The 1416-nt window shown below is 74.0% G+C and carries 1 protein-coding gene; it reads left to right on the top strand.

The window, feature by feature from the left end:
• The first annotated feature begins 128 nt into the window (after nt 1–128).
• Complete coding sequence (locus EHS43_RS44530; protein ID WP_125196055.1) at nt 129–1253, top strand: aminoglycoside phosphotransferase; 1125 nt, start codon at nt 129–131, stop codon at nt 1251–1253.
• Nucleotides 1254–1416: the final 163 nt, after the last annotated feature.

The following is a 1416-nucleotide window of genomic DNA, read 5'->3' as shown; positions in this document are numbered from 1 at the left end:
GGCGGGGGCGGCGGGGACTTCCGGGGTGTCGCTGGTCATGCCTCGACGCTAACCGAAGCCCCGCCGCGCGGCCGCGGCTGTCCGGTCCGCGAACACCGGGACCGGTACGCGGGCCTACGCTCTTGCGCATGACCGAGCTCGACATCCGTCTCGTGGGCGCCGAAGCCGAAGAGGTCCTCGGGCCCGGCACCGGTGTCGTCTTCGCGTCGTCCCTGACCCACAACCCCGGCAACGGCGTCACCCGCGGCGTCTGGAGCATCCAGTCGGGGGAGCGGACGGCGGTCCTGAAGGTCCTCACCCGCGCCAAGGACGTCACCGGACACTGGGCTGCCTCCGACGACCCCCGGCACTGGAACCACTGGCGGCGCGAGGCGGACGTCTACACCTCGGGACTCGCGCGGGTCTGGGAGCCGTACGGCATCCGCGCACCCCGCCTGCTCTCCTGTGTCGAGCGGGCGGACGGGGATGTGGCGCTGTGGCTGGAGCGGGTGCCGGGCAGGCCCGCCCGGCGCTGGTCGATCGACGCCCATGTACGGCACGCCCACCGGATGGGGCGGGCGCAGGGGGCCGTCGGCGCCCGCGACGAGCCCTGGCTGTCCCGGCGGTTCCTGCGGGAGTACATCGCGGGCCGGACCGAGGGGCAGGAGCTTCTCGACGACGACGAGGCCTGGCGGCAGCCGCTGGTGCGCGACCACTTTCCCGCGGGGCTGCGCCGCGACATGGTCCGCCTCCACCACGACCGCGAGTGGTTCCTCCAGGTCATGGAGTCCCTGCCGCGTGCCTTCAGCCATCTCGACCAGTGGCCCGAGAACGTCCGCGCGGACGGGCGGGACAGTGTGCTGCTCGACTGGGCGTTCGCGGGTGACGGAGCGCTCGGGGAGGACCTCGGGAACTACCTCCCCGACTCCGTGTTCGATCTGTTCGTGCCCGCCGACCGGTTGCCCCGGTTCGCGGGGGCCGCGTACCACGCCTATCTGGAGGGGCTGCGGGAGAGCGGCTGGCGCGGGGACGAACGGGCCGTACGGCTCGCGGTGTGCGCGTCCGCCGTGAAGTACGACTGGCTCACCGCGCTGATGCTGGCTCGTGCGGGGGAGGAGCGGCAGCTGGACTACGGGGGCCGACGGGAGGTGTACGCGGAACGCCGCTACCGGGAGCGAGGGCTGGCGCTGGCGTTTCTCGCGCGGTGGGCGGAGGAGGCGCGTGCGCTGGCGCCTCGGCTCGGTTTTCCGGAGGCGCCGAGCGCTTCCTCCTGAGGGCGAGGGGCGCCGGCCGGGCGCGCGTCCCCGCGCCGCGAGCCGTTCAGCGTGTCCCCGCGCCGTGGAGCCGTGAGTCGTTCAGCGTGTCCCCGCGCCGCGGAGCCGTGAGCCGTTCAGCGTGTCCCCGCGCCGTGGAGCCGTGAGTCGTTCAGTGCGGCGC

Source organism: Streptomyces sp. RP5T, from assembly GCF_003933965.1.
Lineage (GTDB): Bacteria > Actinomycetota > Actinomycetes > Streptomycetales > Streptomycetaceae > Streptomyces.
Note: the sequence above shows the minus strand (reverse complement) of the source record. Positions and strands in the feature narration are given on the sequence as shown.